The following is a 23,036-nucleotide window of genomic DNA, read 5'->3' on the forward strand; positions in this document are numbered from 1 at the left end:
GACGACGTCCTGCTGCTGGACCAGCCGGTGGAGGACGTTCCCGCGCCGGAGCCGGTTCCCGCCAGCGACGAGGACGAGGACGAGGACGACGTCCTGCTGCTGGACCAGCCGGTGGAGGACGTTCCCGCGCCGGAGCCGGTTCCCGCCAGCGACGAGGACGAGGACGAGGACGACGTCCTGCTGCTGGACCAGCCGGTGGAGGACGTTCCCGCGCCGGAGCCGGCCCCCGTTCATGACGCGGTTTCTGCCGATCAGGATCTGCTGCAACAGGTTCTGGACGCCCTGACCCTCCAGAATGCGGCGACCCTGGGCGAGGACGCGAAGGAGCCGGAAAGAGAGACCGGTATCCTGCTGCGACAGGTCCTGGCGGCGTTGACGGTGACATCGCAGGTCGATCTTCCGGTCGGGCCCGCCCCCGTAACGGCATCTCCCGCCGATGACGACGATGACGACGACGACGTCCTGCTGCTGGGAGACGCCGAACTGGCCGTGGCATCGGCGGATATGACCCGCGCCGAAATGACGGCGCTGATCGCGGCCGCGACCCCCGACGGGGCTGGCACCCTGGAATTGCCGGCCCGCCTGGATTCGCTGGCGCGCCTGTTGCAAACCCCCTCGAACGATTTCGCCGCCCAGGATCTGCTGCACGAATGCTGGCCCAGGGGCAGCCGCGACGTGACCTGCCGCGCCCTGCTGGCCGTCGCCATGAATCTCAGCCGCAATTTCGGCATGCCGGGCAAGCTGCCCATGGCCGCCACCAAGGCGTGGCGCATGCTGGATTCCGCCACGTTCCAGGCTGCCATGGCCGCTCGGCTTGCCGCCATCGGCGACTTCATCACCGCCTGGCAGAAATCGCAATACACCTTCCTGTCGCTTGATTTCGCCGAGATCGAACTGATCGAGCATTTGTTCGAATCCCTGCACCCCGGCCACAATATCGAATTGCTGGCCTCGATCATGAACTTCAAGGTCATGTCCGGGCGCCGCATCGGGTTGCTCCGCCGCATTCCGGTCCATGCCCGCATGGCGGTCGAGGAGATGGGAGTGTCCAATCGTGACCAGGCCCTGATTCACTTGGCGCACGTCAAGGCGCTGCTGGCCCGGATCGCCGATCCTGGCGGCTTTCCCCCCATCGTCGAGGCGGCGTCCCGCGCCTTGATCGAGATGGAGAGGCTGATGAAGAATGTCGCCAACCCGCCCCAGCCCCAGGACGCCCACCGCCCCGAGGGGCTGAGCGGCCTGCCGCTGGCCCGGCTGTGACCGGAACCGGAGCAACGCCATCATGAGCGGCTGGAGCTGCGTTCACGACGACCACGGCACCTGCACCAGGGTCGCCGGCCGCCCCTGCGATCCCGGCATGAAGGGATGCGTCCTCGCCGGCCGCTTCCGCTTCACCAACCCGGCCAAGAACCGCCGTCCCCCCCGCGCCGAGGAGGTAGGAGACGGGGGGAAGGAGACCCCACCCGAAACGGCGGGCTAAACATCAACCCCACCATTCGCTGCATAGGCATTGACGGCCGTGCGGGGGATGAGGTTTATTGCGAAGTGTGATGAAAAGCGCTCGTCAGAAGCGTGGTCAATATCGCGCGGTTCAGGGAGACTATAATGGCAGGTCAAGACGTCGGGGCGACCCCGGCGGCGGGTGGGGCTGATTCGTTCGCCACCGAGGTACTGAAGAAGATCGACAGCCTCAGCCTGGAGGTCGCCGACATCGCCGGCACCATGGACGGGCTGACCCGCTTCGTCAAACATCAGGAAGAGCTGTTCTCGCACCTGAAATCCGTGGCGCACGCCATGGCCGACACCATCGGCCTGATCGACGAGGCCGGGCGGGAAACGCGCGCCATCACCCTGGAGGCCGGGCGACAATCCTCGGACTCGCTCCATACCATCGACGCGGCCCTGTCGGGGGTCAACCGGCTGGTGGGGGCGGTGCAGGGGATCGAGGAGCAACTGGAGGATCTGGAAGGCGCGCTGGGCGAGGTCAGCACCATGTCGCGCAATATCCAGAAGATCGCCCGCCAGACCAACCTGCTGGCGCTGAACGCCACCATCGAGGCCGCCCGCGCCGGCGAGGCCGGCAAGGGCTTCGCCGTGGTCGCCACCGAGGTCAAGACCCTGGCCCGCCAGACCGCCGACGTGACGGTCGGCATCGACACCACCGTCCACAAGCTGTCCGGTTCGGTCACCGAACTGATCGAATCGTCGACCGACACCCTGAAGATGGCCGATTCGGTGGGATCGGGGGTCGGCGTCATCAACAACGCCGTCTCGGTGTTCGGCCAGGCCATCAACACCGTGGAAGGCAAGGTCGGCGACATCTCGCAGGCGGCGTCGCAATCCCTGTCCCAATGCGGCGAGGTGATCGGCGAGATCGACAAGTTCTTCGAAGGCATCGCCATGACCAGCGAAAGCCTGGTGAAGGCGGACGAACGCATCGCCTCGCTGCTGGACAATTCCGAGGAACTGATGGGCTATATCGCCGCCTCGGGTTTCCGCACGGCCGACACCCCCTTCATCGAGACCATCCAGGAGACGGCGCGGCGGATCGGGGCGACCTTCGAGGACGCCGTCGCCAAGAACCGCATTTCCATGGCCGACCTGTTCGACGAGACCTATGTCCCCATCGCCAACACCAACCCGCAGCAGCATGTCACCCGGTTCGCCGCCTTCACCGACGAGGTGCTGCCCCAGTTCCAGGAAGCCAACCTGACCTTCGACGAGCGCGTGGCCTATTGCGTCACCTGCGACCGCAACGGCTATATCGCCACCCACATCAAGAAGGTGTCGCAGCCCCAGGGGCCGGACCCGGTGTGGAACAACGCCAATTGCCGCAACCGCCGTATCTTCAACGACCGCACCGGCCTCAGCGCCGGACGCAACACCAAGCCGTTCCTGCTCCAGACCTATCGCCGCGACATGGGCGGCGGCAAGTTCGTCATGATGAAGGACGTTTCGGCCCCCATCTTCGTCCAGGGACGCCATTGGGGCGGCGTGCGCTTCGGCTATCGCATCTGACGAGTGCGTTCTTGCCGGCCCCGCCATCTCCAACGTGGGGATGGCGGGCGGCCGCGCCCGGAGGTATGATGGCGGGGTAGGCATGCAGTCCGCAGGGAGGCCCGCCATGACGACCAATATCCTTTCCGTGATCTCCGCAATGGCCGAAGTCGCGACGGTCCCCCGCGAGGCCGAACACGCCCGCCCGCGCCAGCCCGTCATCACCATGTCGCGCGACTTCGGATCGGGCGGCGACATCATCGCCACCCGCCTGTGCCAGCGCCTCAAACTGCCGATTTACGACGAGGATCTGTTGCAGCAGGTCGCCGCCCGCCTTGATGACGACCCCGCCATCGTGCGAATGCTGGACGAGGGATTCGGCCGCGCCAAGGACATGTGGCTCTACCGCCTGTTCTCGGGCAAGGACATCAGTCCCGACGCCTACCGCGATACCCTGATCAAGGTGGTGATGAGCCTGGGCCGCCTGGGCGGCGTCATCGTCGGGCGCGGCGCCCATGTCATCCTGGCCGAGGAATGCGCGCTCCGCGTGCGGGTGGCCGGATCGCCCGAGGCCTGCGCCAAGCGCCTGACGTCCGGCGGACGCGGCGACGAGGCCGCCGTGCTGGCCCAGGCGCGGGAAGTCAACCACCGTCGCGGCAAGTTCGTGTGGGAGGTGTTCAACTCCCGCCTGTCCGACGCCAACGCCTTCGACATCACCATCAACACCGACAGGATGGAGGATTTCGAGGATGTGGTCGACATGATCGTGGTGATGGCCACCGCCGTTCACAGCGGCCGGGTCCTGCGCGGCGATCTCAAGAAAACCTGACCCGGAGATGACACCAGGGATGGGATACCGGGGGGGGCTGCTGGCGACAATGATGGCCGTCCTGGCGGCCTGTGGCGGCGACGTCAGGGGCATCGCCCCGCCGGAACAGTCTTGGCCGCCGCCGCCGCCGCCCATGCCGGCGGCGGTGGTGGACAGGCCGGAACCCCGTCATGTCCGGATCGAGCCCCCCGCCGCCATCGCCTCCGACCCCGAGGCGCAGCGTTTCTTCGCCCTGCGCCGTCTGGTGGAGGACGGGCTGGTGGCGGCGGACGACGCCGACCAGCGGCGCGCCGCCAATCTGGGCGCCCTGCTGCCCTATTCCGCCCCGCCACCCGCCGCCGGACTGGCGCGGCCGGCGCCGCTCCAGGATATCGCCGACCGTCTGATCCACCTGAGCGAGGGTGAGGGTATGCCCGCCGTCGCCGCAATCGGCGAGAGGGATTTCCTGCTGGACGGCCTGTTGCCGAAGGCTCCCAAGACCAGGGCCGGGCCGGCCGTGATCGCCCCCGCCGCCCTCCGCCTGGGACGCGAGCGGGTGGAAACCCTGGCCCGCCTGCGACTGGTCGATCACGACGAATTCAACCGGGAAGCGGCCAGCATCGAACGCAACCAGCAGATTCTGGCGGCGGCGCCGCCGCCACCGCCACCGCCGCCACCCAAGAAGCCGGTGCGCAAGAAACCCACCGCCCCGCCGGTCAAGCCGGGCGATGTCCCCGGCGGCGCCCAACCTCTCAGCGGCAGCGGGCCGGTGGGCGTCCATCTTCTGTCCATGGCGTCTGATTCCCTGACCGACAAGGCGGTGGACGCCCTGAAGAAGGAATTTCCGGAACTGGCGGCCCTGGCCTTCAAGGCGGTCAAGACCACCATTCCCGAACTGGGGACCACCTACCGCCTGCTGGCCGGCCCCATGTCCGCCGCCGAGGCCGAGCAGATGTGCAAGGCCCTGCGCGCCAAGGGGCAATCCTGCGCCGTCAGCGGATATTGACCATTATTGGCGGATGGCAAGCCGCCTTGGGGTTGCCAATTTCCCCCGGCCGTGACTGGATGGGCGGGAACGAGACGTCCCCCCGCCGCCGCGACCAGTCCCCCCCGACTTTGCCGCCCGACACCGTGAAAGACAGATCATGACCCCCGCCGCCCGCCTCCAGGCCGCCATCGAAGTCCTGACCGAAATCGAGAAATCGGCCCGGCCGGCCGATTCGGCCGCCGCCGCCTATTTCCGCGAGCGTCGCTATATCGGCTCGGGCGACCGCCGCGCCATCGCCGAGGTGGTCTGGCGGGTGCTGCGCCGCAAGGCCCGCATCGACTGGTGGCTGGAACGCCTGGACCATCCCGAGCGCGGCCACGCCCGCGCCCGCGTCCTGGCCGACATGGCGTTCGAAGGAATCAGGCCGGAGCCCGACCTGTTCAAGGGGCCGCATTCCGCCTATCCGCCTGAACCGCCGGAACGCCGGGTCATCGACATGCTGCTGGAACTGAAGTCGCAGTTCCACCGCGACATGCCCCCCCATGTGCGCGGCGAATATCCGGAATGGCTGACGCCGCGCCTGTCGGCGCTGTACGGGGACCGGCTGGTGGACGAGATGGGGGCCATGCGCGACGAGGCGCCGCTGGACCTGCGGGTCAACAGCCTGAAGGCGACGCGCGATCAGGCCATCGGCGCCCTGGCCAGGGACAAGCTGCGCATCCAGGCCACGCCGACGCCGCTGTCGCCGCTGGGCCTGCGGCTGAAGCGCCGGGTGCCGCTGGTACAGGTGCAGGCCTGGCGCGACGGCCTGGTGGAGGTCCAGGACGAGGGCTCGCAGCTGGTGGCGCTGCTGGCCGACGCCCGCCCCGGCATGGCGGTGGTCGATTACTGCGCCGGGGCCGGCGGCAAGACCCTGTGTCTCGCCGCAGCCATGGAGAACAAGGGAAGGCTGGTGGCCTGCGACGTCGCCGAATGGCGGGTCGACCGCGCCGGCGACCGCCTGCGCCGCGCCGGCGTCCACAACGTCACCAAGCGGGTGATCGAGGGCGAGGCCGACAAATGGATCAAGCGTTCCGCCGCCAGCTTCGACCGGGTGCTGGTCGACGCGCCCTGTACCGGAACCGGGACCTGGCGCCGCAATCCCGACGCCAAGTGGCAGTTGGGCGAGACCGACCTGCTGGAACTGGTGGAACGCCAGAAGGCGATCCTGGCCAGCGCCGCCCGCCTGACCCGGCCGGGCGGCCGGCTGATCTACGCCACCTGCTCGCTGCTGACCGAGGAGAACGAGGATCAGGTGGCGGCCTTCCTCGCCGCCCATCCCGAATACAAGGTGGTGCCGGCGCCCGAATTGTGGGCCGCCATCATCGGCACACCCTGCCCGGTGCCGGGGCCGTATCTGCGCCTGTCGCCGCTCGTCCACGGCACCGACGGCTTCTTCGGCGCGGTGCTGGAAAAGGCGGCGTAGGGGCGCCCTACCCCCTCGGCCCCCGCCTGCCGTCGCCGGCTGCCGCCTGCCACACCGCCAGGGCGGCGATGGCGGCGGTCTCGGCCCGCAGGATGCGCGGCCCCAGGCCGACCGGCCGCACGAAGGGCAGCGACAGCAGCAGGCGGCGTTCCGACGGATCGAAGCCGCCTTCCGGTCCGATCAGCAGGGCGGCCGGGCCGCCCGACGCCGCCTCGGCCAGGGGCGTTCCGCCGCCGCCCTCGTCGAGGAACAGCAATGTCCGGCCGGCGGGCCAGCCGGCCAGCACCTTGTCCAGGGCGGCCGGTTCGGCAAGTTCGGGCACGCTCAGGCGCTCGCATTGCTCGGAGGCCTCGATCAGGTGGGCGCGCAGGCGCCCGGTATTGACCCGGCCGGCATTGGTGCGGCGGGTGAACACCGGCCACAGCCGCGACACCCCCAGTTCCGCCGCCTTCTCCGCCACCAGATCGGTGCGGTCGCGCTTCAAGGGCGCCGCCAGCAGCCACAAATCGGGCTCCGGCTCCTGGGGCCGCGTCGCCTTCTCCGGCACCAACGCGGCACCCGACTTGGCGAGCGAGGCGATACGGGCGCTCCACTCGCCGTCGCGGCCGTTGAACAGCAGCACGCTTTCGCCGGTTTCCGCCCGCATCACCGAGGCGAGGTAATGAGTCTGGTCGCGATCGAGCGCCACCGCCACCCCGGTTTCCAGGGGGACGGGGACGAACAGGCGGAAGCGGGGACGGGGCTCGGTCATGAATTCCTTCTACTCCGGCGGCCGATCCCAGGGAAGCACGCTTGACGATGGGCCGGCCCCGGCCTATGTCGGAAGCTGATATCGTGACGAAGGTTTCCGCCATGGCCGTGCTGCCCATCCTGACCGCTCCCGATCCGATCCTCAAGACCAAGGCCAAGCGGGTCGAAGCGGTGGACGACCGCATCCGTGCCCTGATGGCCGACATGCTGGACACCATGTACCATGCCCCCGGCATCGGCCTCGCCGCGCCGCAGGTGGGCGTGCTGGACCGGGTGATCGTCATGGATATCGGCAAGACCGAGGAGACCCGCGCCCCCCTGCGCATGATCAATCCCGAGATCACCTGGGCGTCGGAGCAGGACAACACCTACGAGGAAGGCTGCCTGTCGGTGCCCAGCCATTATTCCACCGTGGTCCGCCCCGCCGAGATCAGGGTCCGCTATCTGGACGAGGCCGGCTCGGCCAAGGAACTCCATGCCGACGGCCTGCTGGCCACCGTCATCCAGCACGAGATGGATCACCTGGACGGGGTCTTGTTCATCGATCACATCTCGTCGCTGAAGCGCAACATGATCCTGCGCAAGCTGCTGAAAGCCAAGAAGGAGGCGGCCGAATCATGAAGCTGGTGTTCATGGGGACGCCGGACTTCGCGGTGCCGATCCTGGAATCGCTGGTCGAGGCCGGCCACCGGGTGGCGGCGGTCTACAGCCAGCCGCCACGCCCGGCCGGGCGCGGCCACAAGGAGCAGCTTTCGCCGGTTCACGCCCGCGCCGCCCATCTCGGCATCCTGGTCCGCACCCCGACCAGCCTGAGGACGGCGGAGGCGCAGGCCGAGTTCGCCGCCCTGGAAGCCGACGCGGCGGTGGTGGCCGCCTATGGCCTGATCCTGCCCAAGGCGATCCTCGACGCGCCTCGGCTGGGCTGCGTCAACGTTCACGCCTCGCTGCTGCCGCGCTGGCGCGGCGCCGCGCCGATTCAACGGGCCATCCTGGCCGGCGACGCCGAGACCGGCGTCACCATCATGCGGATGGACGTCGGCCTCGACACCGGCCCCATGCTGATCAGGGAGAGCATCCTGCTGCTGCCCGACGCCACCGCGTCGTGGCTGCACGACATGCTGGCGGCCATGGGATCGCGCCTGATCCTGCCGGCGCTGGAGGGGCTGGACGAGGGCACCCTGGCGGCGGTGCCGCAGCCGGAAGACGGCGTCACCTACGCCCGCAAGCTGAGCAAGGACGAAGGCCGCCTGGACTGGAACCGCCCGGCGGCCGAACTGGAGCGCATGGTGCGCGCCCTCAACCCCTGGCCCGGCGTGTGGTTCGCCCTGGGTCCCGAGCGCGTCAAGGTGCTGGAAGCGGTCATGACTCCGGCCGACGGCGCGCCGGGCACCGTGCTCGACGAGCGGCTGACGATCGCCTGCGGCCGCTACGCCCTGAGGCCGGTCCGGGTGCAGCGGGCCGGCAAGGCCCCCATGACCGCCGCCGAGATGCTGCGCGGCCATGCCATCCCCAAGGGAACGGTCCTGGGCTGATGCCCCGCTACCGGCTCCTCGTCGAATATGACGGCACCCCCTTCGTCGGCTGGCAGCGCCAGGAGAAGGGGGAATCGGTCCAGGGCCGGCTGGAACACGCGGCCTTTCGCCTGAACGGAACCCCCGTCGCCGTCCTTGCCGCCGGCCGCACCGATTCCGGCGTCCACGCCACCGGCCAGGTGGCCCATCTCGACCTGATCAAGGCCCATGAGGCCGACAAGGTGCGGTCCGCCCTCAATTACCACATCGGCAACTGGCCGGTGGCGGTGGTGGCGGCCGAAGAAGTGGGCGACGACTTTCATGCCCGCTTCTCGGCCATCGGGCGGAGCTATCTTTATCGCATCCTCAATCGCCGCGCCCCCCCGGCGCTGGAGCGCAACCGCATGCTGTGGGTTCCCGCCGAACTGGACGCCGAGGCCATGCACGAGGCCGCCCAGCGACTGGTCGGCCACCACGACTTCACCACCTTCCGGGCCAGCGAGTGCCAGGCCAGGTCACCGGACAAGACCCTGGATGTGCTGAGCGTCGCGCGGGTGGGAGAAGAGATCCGCATCATCGCCGAGGCGCGCTCGTTCCTGCACCATCAGGTCCGCAACATGGTGGGAACGCTGACGCTGGTGGGGCTGGGCAAGTGGAGCCCCGACGACGTCGGCCGCGCCCTGGCGGCCCGCGACCGCCGGGCCGGCGGCCCCACCGCCCGCCCCGAGGGGCTGTACCTGACCGGGGTCAGGTATGGCCCGGCAAGCGTTCACATATAGGGCTCGCCACTCTAATCGGGCAGACGAAACCCGGCGGGCAGCTTGTCGAGATGCTCGCTGATGCGCAGGTCGCGGCGGATGACATGATCGATCAGCCAGCGACGGAGAAACTCGGCCGCCCCGCCCAGCGACGCCTTGGAGATGCGTTCGCTGCGTTCGACGAAATAGCGCCGGATCATGGCGTCGATCTCGTCCAGCAAGGCCCGATGCTCCTGCCGGTGGACATCCCGATCGGGACAGAGGCAGGCCTCCAGTATCGCCTCCTCGCGCGAGAAATGATAGGCCGCGGCGTCGCGCAGGCCGGCCAGGGCCACATGCAGGGCCCGATCTTCGGGCAGGCGCCGGGCGATCGCCTCGAACTCATTGACAAGGGCCACCAATTGCCGGTGGTCACCGTCAATGTCGGCCTGGCCGACGCTCATGTCATCGCGCCACAGCAGCACCATCTCCCCCCCCTGCGTCGGGTTCATCGCCATGATACTCCGCACCGGCGGCGCCATGCCGTATCGATAGGGCATTTATTACCTTTGACATAGCACCCGATCCAACCCCGATGGCGGACCGCCGCCACCCCGTCTTCCATCAGCCCAAAGGGCGCCTATTGGTGCGGGAGTAAAATCGGTTACGATGCTCTCATGACAGGGATGGGGATCGACCTCGCAATGAACGACCTGCACGGCGCCGGCGCCTTCGACCCGGCGATGATCGGCGCGGTCCTGGAGAACCTGGGACAAGGCATCTCGGTCTTCGACGCCGAGCTTCATCTGGCCTTGTGGAATCGCCGCTTCATCGAGATGTTCGGATTCCCCGACGGCTTCATCCGGCTGGGCATGGATTTCGGCCAGATCATCCGGTTCAATGCCGAAAAGGGTGATTACGGCCCCTGCGACATCGATGCCCTGGTCGAATTCCGCATCGCCCAGGCCCGCCGGTTCCTCCCCCACCGGATCGAACGGACCCGTTCCGACGGCAGCATCATCGAGATCATCGGCAACCCGCTGCCGGGCGGCGGCTTCGTCTCCACCTATTCCGACGTCACGGTGGCCCGTCAGGTGGCCGGCAATCTGCGCCAGTCCAACGACCGTCTCGACCAGATGGTCGAGCGCCGCACCCGCGCCCTTCGGGAAAGCGAGGATCGCCACCGGGCCTATGCCGAGATACTGGAGGCCACCGTCCACCACATGCCCCAGGGCGTATGCGTGTTCGATTCCGATCTGCGGCTGGTGGTGGCCAACGAACAGATGTTCGATCTGCTTCAGGTTCCGAAATCCTTCAATGTCCCCGGCAAGCCGTTCGAGGACTTCATGCTGTTCAACGCCCAGCGCGGCGATTACGGTCCCGGCGACCCGCTGGAACAGGCCCGCCGGCGGGTGGAGGTGGCCAGCCTGATGAAGCCCCATGTCCTCGAACGCACCCTTCCCGACGGCCGGGTGATCGAGGTTCGCGGCAATCCCATTCCCGGACGGGGGTTCATCTCCACCTTCACCGACGTCACCGCCCGCCGGCAGGCGGAAGAGGCGCTGCGCGAGGCCGCCGTCATGGCGCGGGCCATGCTGGACGCGCCCGGGCTCATCGTCTTCCTCATCACCCTCGACGGCACCATCATCGACCTGAACGAGGGCGGCGCCGCCAGCCTGCGCCGCCGCAAGGAAGCGCTGATCGGCGCCAACATCCTCCAGATCATGCCGCCCGAGGTCAGTGCCCGCCGCGCCGCCTATGCCCAGCTGGCGGTGGCCGAGGGCCACGCCATCCATTTCGAGGACGAAGTCCACAACCGCTGGTACGAGATCACCGTCACCCCCTATCCGGCCGATCCGGGGGAAGTGCCGCGCCTGCTGATCATCTCGCACGAGGTGACCCACCGCCACCGCGCCGAGCAGCGCCTGCGCGAGGCCAAGGCCATGGCGGAATCGGCCAATCGCAGCAAGACCGACTTCCTTGCTGCCATGAGCCACGAACTGCGCACGCCGCTGAACGCCATCATCGGTTTTTCCGAGATCATTTCCCGCGAGATGTTCGGCCCGGTGGGCGAACGCTACCGGTCCTACGGCAACGACATCAATGGCGCCGGCCAGCACCTGCTGGCCATGATCAACGACATCCTCGACATCTCGCGCATCGAGATCGGCGTCTTCACCTTGTCGGAGGAAACGATCTCGCCGCGTGAACTGGCGGAATCCTGCCTGCGGCTGATCACCAGCCGGGCCGAACAGGGCTCGATCCACCTCATCGACGCGGTTTCTCCCGATCTTCCCCCGCTGCGGGTGGACGTGCGCCGCACCAAGCAGATTCTGATCAATCTGCTGGGCAACGCCGTCAAGTTCACTCCCGCCGGCGGCAGCGTCGCCCTGTCGGGCTGCCGGTCGGACGATGGCGGCTTCGTCTTCGGCGTCAGCGATACCGGCATCGGCATGAGTCCCGATGAAATCACCATCGCCCTGGCCCCGTTCGGTCAGGTGGACAGCGGCCTCGATCGCCGCTTCGAAGGCGCCGGCCTGGGATTGCCGCTGGCCAAGTCGCTGATGGAACTGCACGGCGGCAGCCTTGACATCTCCTCGGTCCCCGGCGAGGGCACCACCGTCACCATCCGCTTTCCACCGGAGACGGTGATGGTTTCCCCCGCCGCCGCTAGCGGAGAGAGGACGGAGCGGCCGACTTGAGCAGGGCGGCGAACCGATCCGGCGGAATCGGACGGCTGTAAAGGAACCCCTGCATCTCGCGCACGCCCTCGTCCCGCAGGAACAGGCGCTGGGCCTCGGTTTCCACTCCCTCGGCGATGACGCCGAGATCAAGGGCGCTGGCCAGGGCGACCATCGCCCTGACGATGGCCTCGCCGCCCCGGTCGTGATGCAGGGTCTCGATGAAGGAGCGGTCGATCTTGATCATGTCGAACGGAAAATTGCGCAAATAGGCGAGACTGGAATAACCGGTGCCGAAATCATCCATGGACAGGCGGACGCCCATGGCCTTCAGCGTGTTGAGGATCGTCGCCGCCTCGTCGGGATCGTGCATCACCGTCCCCTCGGTCAGCTCCAGTTCCAGGCACAGCTGGCCGCCGCCATGGCGGTCCAGAATGTCGGACACCTCGCGGATCAACCCCTTGGAACGGAACTGGCGCGGCGACAGGTTGACGCCGATCCGCAGGTCGCGACCGGTCGCGGCGGCCCAATCCCGGCCCAGCCGGCAGGCATGCTCCAGCACCCAGCGGCCGATGGGGACGATCAGGCCGCTGTCCTCGGCGACGGGAATGAAGCGGCCGGGCATGATCAGCCCCTCGCGGGGGTGTTCCCAGCGAAGCAAGGCCTCCGCCCCGACCACCTGCCCGCTGGCCAGATCGATCTGGGGCTGGAACAGCAGCCGCAATTCGTCACGATCCAGGGCGTGACGCAGGTCGCGTTCCAGCACCAGCCGCTCGGTGGCGCGCGCATTCATTTCCGGAGTGAAGAAGTTGAAGGTGCTGCGGCCGCTGTCCTTGGCCCGGTACATGGCGGCGTCGGCATTCATCAGCAGGGTCGGCGCGTCGAGCCCGTCGCGGGGATAGACCGCAATGCCGACGCTGCATCCCACGCACAATTCCTGGTCGTCGATCACCAGCGGACGCGAGACCTCGGCGATCAGCCGGCTTACCACCTCGGCCACCACCTCCTCGCTGTCGGGAGCGAACAGCAGCACCACGAATTCGTCGCCCCCCACCCGGGCCACGGTGTCGCCCTCGCGCACCGCGCCGACGATCCGGCGGGCGACATGGCGGACCAGTTCGTCCCCGACCCGGTGCCCCAGGGTGTCGTTGATCACCTTGAAGTGATCGAGATCGATGAAGACCAGCGCCATCAGGCTTCCGTCGCGACGGGCGTGGGTCAGGGCATGGCCGAGGCGGTCGGACAGAAGCGTGCGGTTGGCGAGGCCGGTGAGGTCGTCGTGGCTGGCCTGATGGCTGAGCCTGGCCTCGTAGAGTTTCTGGTCGGTGATGTCCTGCAACGTCTCGACCGCCCCGGCGACGCGGCCATCGAGGCCGCGCAAGGGGGCGGCGGTGAACGCCAGCCAGCGTTCACCCGAACGGAAGTGCGGAAAGTGGTCGACCGCCTCCCAGGCGCCGGGAATGAGGTCGGACGGACGGCACTTGCCGGCGTAAAGCGCCTCCATCTCCCGCCTGGGCTCCGGGCTCATCACCAGATCGGCCATCACCGGACGCGACGGGGAATAGAACGGAGCCCATGCCCGCGTCGTTCCGACGATCTCGTCCGCCCCGACCCCGGTCACCGCCTGGCAGGCGCGGTTCCAGTGGGTGACGCGGTGGGACTCGTCTAGGACGAACAGCGGCACCGGGCAGCCGTCGATGATCTCGGCCAGCCGGTGCTCGCTTTCGCGCCGGGCCGCCTCCGCCCGTTTTTCCTGGGTGATGTCGCGCAAGGTCTCGATGGCGCCGACCACCTCGTCATGCTCGCCGTGCAGCGGCGCGGCGCTGAACGCCAGCCACTTGCCCCCATCGGGGAAATGCGGGAAGAAATCCTCGGCCTCCCATGCCCCGTCCACCATGGCGGACCGGCGATACTTGCCGGTATAGAAGGTCTCGACCTCGGCCTCCAGGGTTCCGTCGATGATCAGGTCGGCCATCACCGGACGCGGAGCCGGATAGAACGGCGCCCATGCCCGCGTCGTTCCGACGATGTCGGACGCCTTGGTGCCGGTCACCACCTCGCAGGCCCGATTCCAGTGGGTGACGCGATGCCGGGCATCGACGACGAAGGTCGGAACCGGCGTGCTGGCGACGACCTCGACCAGCCAGGCCTTGGACGGCCCCGCCGCCGGAAGACCGCGACGCGCCCCGGAAACCGTGCGGCCGCTCACGGCGTCGTCCGATGGCGGGCCGCCCCCGCCCCGGTCATCGCCGCTATGTCCAACAAGAAAAAGATCAAGCGATACCCCACTCGGACCGCAATGGATGGGAACTAGCCATCCGTAAAGGTGGGGCAATGTGACAAAATGTGACCACTCGTGTCGATATATAAATAGTATAGGTCAGAAGCTTTACTCATGAACATGGCTTGATAATAAAGCTATTGACGTCAACTATTCGCCCAACTATCGGTAAACAAGCATATCAGTACTTATTTACCCTTTCGCATCCATGACCGGCCACCATCAGGCCGACACCGGCGTCCGGGCGGCCCTGGCGGGACCGCCGCCCGATACGGCGGCCGGGGCGGGGGCGGTCTTCTGCTTGTCCTTGGCCGGCTGGCCGGTCGCCAGATCGATGGCGGCGGCCAACGCCCGGTCGGATGCGCCCTTCATGGACGGCAACGAACGCGGCCATGGCCGGCAGCCCTCCAGATGCTTGGCCAGCTTCTGGATGGCCCACATGGCGCCACAGGCCCCGAAAGCCTGACGGAACCCCTTTTCCCCCAGCGAGGAAAAACAAGAGAACAAGAACACCGCGACCGCGCGCAAATCAGTTTCCAATGCCGGAATCAGCAACTCGACCGCCTTGGCCTCCATGCACGATATCTGCGACACGGCACGGCGCAGTTGGGCATCCTCCAGATTGGGAAACACCGCCTCCAGCCCCAGCTTGACGAAGGCCTCGCTGAGCGCGTTGGCGTCGATGCCGCCATCCGGCCCGCGCAGCCGCCGGGCGTCGTCGAGCACCAGCGGCAGCCGGCCCTCGGCGGTCAGGCCCTCGGCCGCCAGGATCTGAATCTGGCCGGGCTCGCGCAGGTCGAGTATCCGCGCCCCCAACCGGGTCACCGTGCGAATCTCCAACGGAGCGTAATGGGGAATCAACGGCACTTGCCATTCGTACAGCAGGTTGCTGCGAAAGGCGCGGTACAGCTTGTCGCCCTGCCCCAGCGGAGCCGCCGGCTGACGCGGCGGCGGCGGCGGCTTCATCAGACCCAGCCCGATGGCGGCCTGACGCACCAGACCCGGGCGGGCCACGGGCGCCGCCGGCGCCGGCCTGGGAGCCTGCGGCAGGGTGGCGCGGAAATAGCGCTTGGCCGAGGCCCGGACGATCATGGCGACCACATCGGCCAGGGAACGGCCACACCACAAGGCGTCCTGGTCGCTGGCCGGCGGCCGCTTGTCCTGGCGCACCACCACGCGGTTGAACAGGCCGGGCTGGGAACGGAACACCTGGAAGCATTCGTGCAGCAGCGCCGGGGTGTCCAGGACCTGGTCATAGACCCGATCCGGCGTCAGCGCCGACAATTGCGTCACATTGAGATGAAGGATGTCCGAAACCTGGGTCCGCAACACGCGGCGGATGGCCTCCAGGTGATCACGCGGCAGAACGCCTCCCTGGGCAACGCTAAGAGTCGTCACGATCCCTCCCAAGATGTCCGACCTTACCCATACTCCCCGTATGGACAAGTGACGGAATCAGGAACAAATCGCAACATTTCGTTAACAGTCCCATACATCAGTATGGGGAGAAAAGAACACCGTAATAATGGATTATTACTACACCTATTGCATACTCCCCATATCGTCGGGAAGAAAGCGGAGAACCGTGACAAACATCAAGACAATAATCGCCGCGATGGCGACTCCACCAAGCCCGAGCATGACTTCCGCCAGGGTCGGAACATAGGCGTGGATGCGGCCGTCGGCGAAGCTTGACCAGGTCTCCATGCCGGGAAACAGGTCCAGCGGCCAGGCCTGGCCGCCGATGATCAGGACGTAGACCTGGGCCAGTCCGCCCACCACCACCAGCAGCGAGGCCATGACGGCGCGGCGGCGCGGCGGATGCTTGCAGCCGGCGAAGGCGATGACCAGCGGCAAGATGCCGCCCAGGCCGACCTGAACCACCCAGAACAGGGTGGTGTAGACGCCGCCGCCGGCCAGGATGAAGGCCTCCACCCCGCCGCGGCCGGCGAAGTAAAGCTGGGTCAGGTGATGGATGACGACGAAATAAAGGTTGGCGGCGACGAACAGCCCCAGCAGCCGGATCATGCGCGCCAGCAGGTCGTCTCCCACCGGCCGGCGGGTGGTCTTGCCGGCGAACACCAGCACCAGCATGAAGATCGCCAGGCCATAGGCGAACGACATGGCGATGAACAGGGGCGCCATCACCGCCGCGCCATAGGCCTCGCGCGCCGCCAGGAAGCCGAAGATGGAGCCGGTGCCGGTGGTCAGGATCAGCCGCCAGAGGAAGGCGCCCAGCGCCGCCGGCTTGTAGAAGCGCTTCATGCGCCAGTCCATCATGGTCCACAGATAGACGCCCACCACCGCGAAGAAGCCGGAATAGAGGATGACGTTCCAGGCGAAGATAGACTTGAAGTTGAAGTGGGTCATGGCGACCACCAGCCGGTCCGGCCGGCCGAGGTCGAGCACCAGCACCGCCAGGCCGCCGGCCAGCAGGGCCACGGCCACCAGCCCCGACATGCGCCCCAGCGGCTGATAGGGCTCGCGGCCGAACACCGAGCCCATGGAGGCGATGTTGAGCGCCCCCGAGGCGGCGACGATCAGGAACACGGCAAAGACATGCGGCACGCCCCACACCACCTGATTGGTCATGCCGGTGACCCAGTGGCCGTTGTGCTCCATGTACCAGACCGCGCCCAGGGCGGCGACGATGACCGCGCCCAGGCCGCCGGCCAGGGCCAGCCAGCCGGGGGTGAACGCCTTGACTTCGGAGTAGCGGGTCTTGACCATCGCTCAAATCCCCTGGTAGCGCACGGCCGGATCAAGGCCGAGGTCGGCGCGGATGCGGCTGGTGGCCTCGCGCGCCACCCGCCGGGCGATGTCGCTGGACGAATCCTTCAGATCGCCGAACAGCATGGCGCCCTTGGCCTTGGCGGCGCAGGCCTCGACGCAGGCCGGCGGACGCCCTTCGTCGACGCGGTGGACGCACAGCGTGCACCCCTCCACCGTGCCCTTGCCGCGCGGCAGGTGCGGCTGCTGGCCGGTCTGCGCCTCGTGGGCGAAGCTGCGCGCCTTGTAGGGGCACGCCATCATGCAATAGCGGCAGCCGATGCAGATGTGACGGTCCACCAGCACGATGCCGTCGGCCCGCTTCATGGAGGCGCCGGTGGGACAGACGTCGACGCAGGGCGGCTTGGCGCAATGCTGGCACATCACCGGCAGCGAGTGGGTGTGGCCGCTGGCGGGGTCCTTGACGTTGACCTTGCGGACATACTGGGCGTCGGTCAGCGGCCGGTCATGCCCCGTCAGCCCCATCTCGGCCTTGCAGGCGTCGACGCAGATTGTGCAATCGGCGGCGCATTTGGCGGTGTCGATCAGCAGGCCCCAGCGCCGGGCGGAACTGGCCGGCTGCCCCCGGACGGATTGGCTGTCCGCCGCCTCGGCGGCGGATACGATCAGCACCGCGCCCGAGGCGAGCAGGACCTGACGGCGGGAAAGCTGGGTCATGGCGCGCCTCCGGCGGTTTTCTGCCCGGGAACGGCGGCGTGGCATTCGAAGCAATCGGGCTTGACCGCCACGTAGGCATGGCAGGACTGGCAGAACTGGCCGGGATCGTCGACGCGCCGAGGCGCGCCGTCGGCGGCGGCGGTGGAATGGCAGGCGACGCATTCCTTCAGCGACGCCTTGGCGCCGCGGATGCCGAGACGCATGGTCTCGTCGCGCTGATGCTTCAGCATGTCGGGATGGTCGCGCCGCATCACCGCCGGCGCCTCGACGCAGGTCGTGCCTCCCTTGGCCTTGGGCAGGGCCAGCGGCTCGGCCGCCAGGGCCGCCGTCGCGCTCGCCATCATCAGCAGTCCCAGCAGCAGCCGCGCCAGCATCCCTATTCCCCCAGCCCCATCTGGATGTAGCCGGTGGGGCAGACATCGCGACAGATATGACAGCCGATGCACTTGGAATAATCGGTTTCCACATAGCGGCCGGTGGTGCGCTCGGCCTTCTTGACCCGGCCGACCGCGCCCTGCGGGCAGAACACCACGCAATTGTCGCATTCGAAGCACAGGCCGCAGGACATGCAGCGCTTGGCCTCGTCCACCGCGGCCTGGTCGGAGAGCGGCACCAGCCGTTCCGAGAAATTGCCGATCACCTCGTCGGCGGCGATGTGAACCTCGCCGCGATGGTTGCGGGCGACGCGGGTGAAGTGGCCGAGAAACAGGTCCTCGTGGGTGACGATCTCGTTGGGGGCGCGGTTCTCGAAATTGTGAACCGCGAACCTGGCCTGATCGGTGCCCCGGGTAGCGCCGACATCGTAGGGAGCCGGCGACAGGTTGCCTTCCCGCAGCTTCTCCAGCAGATTGAAGTGATGGACGTCCACCTTGGGGCGCTTGCCGACATCGCCCTTGTCGAGAAATTCCTCGATGCTGGAGGCGGCGACCCGGCCATGGCCGATGGCGGTGGTCAGCAGATGCGGCCGCACGATGTCGCCGCCGACGAAGTGCTTGGGCTTGCCCGGCACCCGCATGGTCTTGTCGGCATTGATGAAGCCCTTGCCGTTGTCGATCTCGGGCAGGTCGGCCAGTTCGCCGCTCTGGCCGATGGCCGAGACGATCAAATCGGCGTCCAGCACGAATTCGGTGCCGGCGATGGGAGTGGGCGTCATGCCGTCCATGGTGCACTGGCACAGTTTCAGGCCGGTGGCGCGGCCGTCCGGCCCCTTGACCACCTCCAGCGGCATGATGCCGCCCTTGATGTCGACGCCTTCGCGCTTGGCATCGTCGATCTCGCGCTGGGCGGCGAACATCTTTTCCACCGGGAACAGCGAGGTCAGGGTGACGTCGGCGCCTTCGCGGGATGCCGAGGCGGCGACATCGTGGGCGACCTGGCCCAGGATGACGTGATCGATGCGATCCTGCTCGGACACCTGCTTGATGTGGCCGAGGCGGCGCGCCACCGAGGCCACGTCGATGGAGGTGTCGCCGCCGCCGACCACGATGATGCGGCCGGGAACGTGTTGCAGGCGGCCTTCGTTGAAGGCCTTCAGGAAGGCGACGCCCGAGACGCAATTGGCGGTGTCCTTCCAGCCCGGAATCGGCAGGCCGCGTCCGGAATGGGTGCCGACGCCCCAGAAGATGGCGTCGAACTGGCTCTCCAGTTCGGCGACGGTGACGTCGCGGCCGACCCGGCACGAGGTGCGTACCGTGACGCCCATGTCGACGATGCGGCCGATCTCGGCGTCCAGCACCTCGCGGGGCGTGCGGTAGCCGGGAATGCCATAGCGGACATAACCGCCCAGTTCCGCCTTCTCCTCGATCACCGTCACGGCATGGCCGGCGCGGCGCAGGTGATAGGCGGCCGACAGGCCGGCGGGGCCGCCGCCGATCACCACCACGCTCTTGCCGGTCTCGGTCTCGGGCTTGGGCAGGGTCAGCTTGTTGGCGATGGCCCAGTCACCGATATAGTGCTCGACCGAATTGATGCCCACATGCTCCTCGACCACGTTGCGGTTGCAGCCCTGCTCGCAAGGGGCGGGACAGACGCGGCCCATGACGGCGGGAAACGGATTGGCCTCGACCATGCGGCGGAAGGCGTATTCCTGCATGGCCATTCCGGCCGGCGGCTTTTCCAGCCCGCGGACGATGTCCAGCCAGCCCCGGATGTCGTGGCCCGACGGGCACGACCCCGAACAGGGCGGAGTGCGCAGCACGTAGGTCGGGCATTTGTGCGACCAGCTGGCCTTGAAGATTTCCTCCTGCCAGGCGCCCGGCTTGGAATCGCCGTCCTTGTAACGGCGGAAGTTCATGCCCTCGGTGGTGGCCTTGGCGGTGGTTTTGGCAGCCATGGTCTCTCTCCCTGGTAACTTTTTTAGTCGTTGTCGCCGAGGATGATGGCGTTGCTCACCAGTTGGTGAACCGACACCACCATCTCGCGGTCGTGGCCGAAATACGGCAGAACCTTGGTGAACTGGGCCTTGCAGATGGCGCACATGGCGGCCATGTGGGTGACGCCCTCCTGCTCGACCACCGCCTTCAGCGCCTCCATGCGCGGCGCCGAGCCCTTGACGCGCAGCTCCAGCAACTCGTCGGTCAGCAGGCCGCCGCCGCCGCCGCAGCAGAAGGTCTTCTCGCAGATGGTGTCGGGGTGCATGTCGACGAATTTCGGCACGCTGGCCTTGATCACCGCGCGCGGGATGGTGAACTGGCCGCCGGGCCGGTCGCCCATGCGGGCGCCCCGCGCCACGTTGCAGGAATCGTGGACGGTCAGCACCATGCCGTCGTTGCCCGACTTGTCCAGCTTGACGCCCTTGCGCTCGATCAGGTCGTTGGTGAATTCCAAGATGTGCTGCGGCACCGGATAGCGCGGATCGAGGAAGTCCCACGGCCCGGCCAGGGTGTTGAGGAAGGAATAGGCGACGCGCCAGGCGTGGCCGCACTCGCCGAAGATGATGCGCTTGACGCCCAGTTCCAGCGCCGCCTCGCGGACGCGCATGGAAATCTTGCGCATCTGCTCGTAATTGCCGATGAACATGCCGAAATTGCCGGCTTCCGATGCCTTGGTGGACAAGGTCCACGACACGCCGGCGGCATGGAACACCTTGGCGTAGCCGATCAGGCCCAGGACATGCGGCTCGGCGAAGAAGTCGGCCGAGGGGGTGACCAGCAGCACCTCGGCGCCCTGAACGTCGATGGGCAGCTTGACCGGCACGCCGGTATCGGCCTCGATGTCTTCTTCCAGCCCTTCCAGGGTGTCGAGCAGCGCCGGAGCCGGCAGGCCCAGGTTGTTGCCGATCTTGTGGACCTTGCCGATGATCTCGTTGCAGTACTTCTGGCCCTGGCCGATGGAATCCATGATGTCGCGGGCCGCCATGGAAATCTCGGCGGTGTCGATGCCGTAGGGGCAGTAGACCGAACAGCGGCGGCATTGCGAGCACTGGTGAAAGTAGTTGTACCACTCGTCCAGCACGTCCCTGGTCAGGTCGCGGGCGCCCACCAGGCCGGGGGCGATCTTGCCGGCCGGGGTGAAATAGCGGCGATAGACCGAGCGGAACAGGTCGGCGCGGCCCACCGGCATGTTCTTGGGATCGGCGGTGCCCAGGAAATAATGGCACTTGTCGGTGCAGGCGCCGCACTTGACGCAGATGTCCATGAACACCTGGAGCGAGCGGTACTTGGACAGCAGCTCGCCCATGTGGCCGATGGCCTTCTTCTCCCAGCCGTCCTCCAGCACGCCGGGAAAGCCCAGCGGTTCCTGATGGACGGCGGCGGCGACATAGGGCTTGGATTCGGCCATGGCGCCGGGCTTCAGCGCCGGAATCCGGCGTTCCTCCACGTCGCCCAGTTCGGGAGTGTCGAAGGGGGCGGCCATCTCAGTTCACCTTCTCTTCAAGCTTGGCCGCCCAATCGCACAGATGGCGGCGTTCGCGCGGCGTGTCGGTCTGGTTGCGGGTCGGGCTGAAGAACAGGCCGGGCGCATGCAGCAGCTTGGAAAACGGAAACACGATCATCAGCGCCGCCACCAGCAGCAGGTGGACGATCAGCAGCGGGTCGGCGGGCAGCGGCCGCAGCTCGAAGGCCAGCAGGCCGGTGAAGAACGCCTTGACCGCCACTACGTCGGTGTGGACGTGGTTGGTCATCATCATGCCGGTGACGGTGATGCCCAGCAGCAGGACCAGCATCAGGATGTCCGAGGGACCGGTGATGTAGCGGACGCGCTCGATGACGAAGCGCCGGGCCAGCAGCGCCAGCAGCCCCGCCAGCATGGCGAGGCCGGCCGGCACGGCGAAAGGCTGGATCAGGGCGATAACCGGCCCCACCTGGGTCTCGAAGTAACGGACATGGCGGAGCAGCACCACCGCCAGACCGAAGTGGAACAGGGCGGCGAAAATCCACAGCGGCTTGTTGGCCTTGAACAGGCTTTCGAACACCACCGCCTCGCGGGCGAGGCGGAAGGCGACGCCGGGCGCGGTCAGGGGCGCCGGCGTGGTGGGGATCTTCAGCGGCGCCGGGGTGCGGGCGTACCGGGCGATCTTCAGGCCCAGCCCGACCACCAGCACCAGCGTGGCCACGGTGAAGAGTATGGCGAAGAATATCGTCACGAGCCGCCCCCCAAGACTTCGGTGCGCGGGCGTCCTCGCCCGCCCTTCACCACCGGAGGCGGGCGAGACCGCCCGCGCTCCGGGGTCACCTGATCACACGCAGCCGGTCGGCTTCGGCAGTCCGGCGATCTTGCAGGCCTGCTTGCCGGGACCGTAGGGGAACAACTCGTAGAGATACTTGTTGTTGCCCTTGTCGGCGCCCATCTTCTTGGCGATGGCCTTGGTCAGGACGCGCACCGCCGGGGCGATCTGGTATTCGGAGTAGTATTCGCGCAGGAAGTTCACGACTTCCCAATGCTCCGGGGTAAGGGCGATGCCCTCGTCCTTGGCGATCTGGTCGGCCAGGGACTCGGTCCACTCGTTGATGTTGACCAGATAACCCTCTTCATCGGCCTCGATGGTGGCGCCGTTGCTGGTATAAGCCATGGTCGAACCTCTCCTCTGATTGTCTCTTGATTTACCCGATGGTCACAGCCAGGCGTTGACCGCCTTGTTCTGCGCCGCCAAATCCACATAGCCGCCGTAATCGACGACGGTAAAGCCCGCGACCACATTGGCGGGGTCGAGACCCCGCGCCTTCAGGTCCGGCCCCAGGACGTGAAGGCGGAAACTGTTGGCGGCATCGGCCATCTTGCCGGCGACGGCGGTCCCGGCCATGGCGGCGAACACCGCATCCTCGATCAGCAGGATCGCATCGCCCGGCTGGGCGTGGCCCAGGCAGGATTCGAGGGTATTGCGCTCGAACGGCGACTTGTTGACGGTATGAAGAATGCTCATTTCGTTTTC

At 67.4% G+C, this 23,036-nt stretch carries 21 protein-coding genes and 1 pseudogene; 10 read left to right on the top strand and 12 right to left on the bottom strand.

Annotation, left to right across the window (positions count from 1 at the left end):
• From MTBSS4_RS21110 to MTBSS4_RS21135, 6 genes and pseudogenes are all read left to right on the top strand, one after another.
• Window positions 1-1,260, top strand: a pseudogene (locus MTBSS4_RS21110) (hypothetical protein); the annotation flags it as partial.
• Between the two features lie 22 nt (window positions 1,261-1,282).
• Complete coding sequence (locus tag MTBSS4_RS21115) at window positions 1,283-1,480, top strand: hypothetical protein (protein ID WP_173985189.1); 198 nt, start codon at window positions 1,283-1,285, stop codon at window positions 1,478-1,480.
• Between the two features lie 125 nt (window positions 1,481-1,605).
• Window positions 1,606-3,018 carry a methyl-accepting chemotaxis protein gene (locus tag MTBSS4_RS21120; RefSeq protein ID WP_173985338.1) on the top strand — a complete coding sequence of 471 codons (1,413 nt, stop codon included), beginning with the start codon at window positions 1,606-1,608 and terminating at the stop codon, window positions 3,016-3,018.
• 106 nt (window positions 3,019-3,124) lie between these two features.
• Window positions 3,125-3,826: a cytidylate kinase-like family protein gene (locus tag MTBSS4_RS21125; RefSeq protein ID WP_173985339.1), complete on the top strand. Its 702-nt coding sequence runs from the start codon at window positions 3,125-3,127 to the stop codon at window positions 3,824-3,826.
• 19 nt (window positions 3,827-3,845) lie between these two features.
• Entirely contained in the window at window positions 3,846-4,811 is a 966-nt protein-coding gene (locus MTBSS4_RS21130) for an SPOR domain-containing protein (protein ID WP_254432700.1), read from the top strand.
• A 139-nt stretch (window positions 4,812-4,950) separates the two neighbouring features.
• On the top strand, window positions 4,951-6,258 hold the full coding sequence (locus MTBSS4_RS21135; protein ID WP_173985340.1) for an RsmB/NOP family class I SAM-dependent RNA methyltransferase: 1,308 nt from the start codon (window positions 4,951-4,953) through the stop codon (window positions 6,256-6,258).
• A gap of 7 nt (window positions 6,259-6,265) precedes the next feature.
• Here the strand turns inward: MTBSS4_RS21135 and MTBSS4_RS21140 are convergent, their stop codons facing one another.
• Window positions 6,266-7,009, bottom strand: a complete 744-nt coding sequence (locus MTBSS4_RS21140) for a 16S rRNA (uracil(1498)-N(3))-methyltransferase (protein WP_173985341.1) — start codon at window positions 7,007-7,009, stop codon at window positions 6,266-6,268.
• Between the two features lie 101 nt (window positions 7,010-7,110).
• On the opposite strand from MTBSS4_RS21140, the gene def reads away from it, so the two are divergent.
• From def to truA, 3 genes are read left to right on the top strand one after another with little or no spacing between them, the layout of a single operon-like run.
• Window positions 7,111-7,629 carry a peptide deformylase gene (def, locus tag MTBSS4_RS21145; protein WP_217425594.1) on the top strand — a complete coding sequence of 173 codons (519 nt, stop codon included), beginning with the start codon at window positions 7,111-7,113 and terminating at the stop codon, window positions 7,627-7,629.
• Window positions 7,626-8,540: a methionyl-tRNA formyltransferase gene (gene fmt, locus MTBSS4_RS21150; protein WP_173985343.1), complete on the top strand. Its 915-nt coding sequence runs from the start codon at window positions 7,626-7,628 to the stop codon at window positions 8,538-8,540. Before def ends, fmt begins: the two co-directional genes overlap by 4 nt.
• Complete coding sequence (truA, locus tag MTBSS4_RS21155) at window positions 8,540-9,298, top strand: tRNA pseudouridine(38-40) synthase TruA (protein ID WP_173985344.1); 759 nt, start codon at window positions 8,540-8,542, stop codon at window positions 9,296-9,298. Before fmt ends, truA begins: the two co-directional genes overlap by 1 nt.
• A gap of 11 nt (window positions 9,299-9,309) precedes the next feature.
• Here the strand turns inward: truA and MTBSS4_RS21160 are convergent, their stop codons facing one another.
• Entirely contained in the window at window positions 9,310-9,768 is a 459-nt protein-coding gene (locus MTBSS4_RS21160; RefSeq protein WP_173985345.1) for a bacteriohemerythrin, read from the bottom strand.
• A gap of 192 nt (window positions 9,769-9,960) precedes the next feature.
• Between MTBSS4_RS21160 and MTBSS4_RS21165 the strand changes: the two genes are divergently transcribed.
• Window positions 9,961-11,958, top strand: coding sequence for a PAS-domain containing protein (locus MTBSS4_RS21165; RefSeq protein WP_173985346.1), 1,998 nt, complete (start codon window positions 9,961-9,963; stop codon window positions 11,956-11,958).
• Here MTBSS4_RS21165 and MTBSS4_RS21170 read toward each other — a convergent pair.
• The 10 genes from MTBSS4_RS21170 to tusB form a co-directional block, all read right to left on the bottom strand.
• Window positions 11,927-14,146 (bottom strand): EAL domain-containing protein, encoded by a 2,220-nt coding sequence (locus MTBSS4_RS21170; RefSeq protein ID WP_173985347.1) that lies wholly within the window; start codon window positions 14,144-14,146, stop codon window positions 11,927-11,929. The two genes, MTBSS4_RS21165 and MTBSS4_RS21170, sit on opposite strands and share 32 nt — an antisense overlap.
• Before the next feature lie 294 nt (window positions 14,147-14,440).
• Window positions 14,441-15,616, bottom strand: coding sequence for a hypothetical protein (locus MTBSS4_RS21175; protein WP_173985348.1), 1,176 nt, complete (start codon window positions 15,614-15,616; stop codon window positions 14,441-14,443).
• Between the two features lie 144 nt (window positions 15,617-15,760).
• The gene (nrfD, locus tag MTBSS4_RS21180; protein ID WP_173985349.1) at window positions 15,761-16,948 is read right to left on the bottom strand and encodes an NrfD/PsrC family molybdoenzyme membrane anchor subunit; all 1,188 of its coding nucleotides are present in this window, start codon (window positions 16,946-16,948) and stop codon (window positions 15,761-15,763) included.
• A gap of 3 nt (window positions 16,949-16,951) precedes the next feature.
• On the bottom strand, window positions 16,952-17,665 hold the full coding sequence (gene dsrO, locus MTBSS4_RS21185) for a sulfate reduction electron transfer complex DsrMKJOP subunit DsrO (protein ID WP_217425591.1): 714 nt from the start codon (window positions 17,663-17,665) through the stop codon (window positions 16,952-16,954).
• Complete coding sequence (locus MTBSS4_RS21190) at window positions 17,662-18,039, bottom strand: Hdr-like menaquinol oxidoreductase cytochrome c subunit (RefSeq protein ID WP_173985351.1); 378 nt, start codon at window positions 18,037-18,039, stop codon at window positions 17,662-17,664. Before MTBSS4_RS21190 ends, dsrO begins: the two co-directional genes overlap by 4 nt.
• Before the next feature lie 2 nt (window positions 18,040-18,041).
• The gene (locus tag MTBSS4_RS21195; RefSeq protein ID WP_173985352.1) at window positions 18,042-19,997 is read right to left on the bottom strand and encodes an NAD(P)-binding protein; all 1,956 of its coding nucleotides are present in this window, start codon (window positions 19,995-19,997) and stop codon (window positions 18,042-18,044) included.
• A gap of 23 nt (window positions 19,998-20,020) precedes the next feature.
• On the bottom strand, window positions 20,021-21,520 hold the full coding sequence (dsrK, locus tag MTBSS4_RS21200) for a sulfate reduction electron transfer complex DsrMKJOP subunit DsrK (RefSeq protein WP_173985353.1): 1,500 nt from the start codon (window positions 21,518-21,520) through the stop codon (window positions 20,021-20,023).
• Between the two features lies 1 nt (window position 21,521).
• The gene (locus tag MTBSS4_RS21205; protein ID WP_173985354.1) at window positions 21,522-22,250 is read right to left on the bottom strand and encodes a respiratory nitrate reductase subunit gamma; all 729 of its coding nucleotides are present in this window, start codon (window positions 22,248-22,250) and stop codon (window positions 21,522-21,524) included.
• A 93-nt stretch (window positions 22,251-22,343) separates the two neighbouring features.
• A complete protein-coding gene (locus MTBSS4_RS21210; protein WP_173985355.1) occupies window positions 22,344-22,676 on the bottom strand; it encodes a TusE/DsrC/DsvC family sulfur relay protein in 333 nt (110 codons plus the stop codon).
• A 42-nt stretch (window positions 22,677-22,718) separates the two neighbouring features.
• Entirely contained in the window at window positions 22,719-23,027 is a 309-nt protein-coding gene (gene tusB / locus MTBSS4_RS21215; protein ID WP_173985356.1) for a sulfurtransferase complex subunit TusB, read from the bottom strand.
• Window positions 23,028-23,036 lie beyond the last annotated feature (9 nt).

Source organism: Magnetospirillum sp. SS-4, assembly GCF_902729425.1.
Classification (GTDB): domain Bacteria; phylum Pseudomonadota; class Alphaproteobacteria; order Rhodospirillales; family Magnetospirillaceae; genus Phaeospirillum.